General features: G+C 74.5%; 2 pseudogenes. Both read left to right on the top strand.

The window, feature by feature from the left end:
- Positions 1–131: pseudogene (locus KUM32_RS44500) on the top strand (SDR family NAD-dependent epimerase/dehydratase); the annotation flags it as partial.
- Positions 132–213: 82 nt separating this feature from the next.
- Positions 214–585 (top strand): annotated as a pseudogene (locus tag KUM32_RS40375) (carbamoyltransferase N-terminal domain-containing protein); the annotation flags it as partial.

Here is a 585-nt window from a genome sequence, read left to right as displayed (position 1 = left end):
CCGACGACCCGGCGGTGCGCTGCCCGGACATCACGTTGGCCCGCGGCAAGCTCCAGTGGGAGCCGCGCGTCACCGCGCACGAGGGCCTGCGCCGCACCATCGGCTGGTTCCGTCAGCGACTCGCCGCCTGACCCGGCCGCCGGCCGCCACCCCGGCCGTTGCCCCCCGCCGACCCGACGACACCGTCGCATTCGCCGAAAGGCCCCCGGTCCTATGCGCGTTCTGGGAATCAACGCCCTCTTCCACGACCCCGCAGCAGCCCTCGTCATCGACGGTCACACCGTCGCCGCGGCCGAGGAGGAACGCTTCTCGCGCCGTAAGCACGGCAAGCGCCCCGTGCCGTTCGCGGCCTGGGAGATGCCCGAGCACGCCGCGCGGTGGTGCCTGGCCCAGGCCGGGCTGCGGCCCCAGGATCTGGACGCGGTCGCGTACTCCTTCGACCCCACCCTGGCCCGCCCCGCCGACACCATGGGCCTCGACGACCCGTGGGACCACCTGCGGCTTGCCTACGCGCGGAGGCGCCCGGCTTCCTGCACACCGTGCTGCCCGGGCTCGACCCGGACATCGTGCGCTTCGTCCCGACCC

The sequence above is a fragment of the Streptomyces sp. AC627_RSS907 genome, from assembly GCF_019049165.1.
This window is presented reverse-complemented; position numbering and strand designations above follow the sequence as displayed.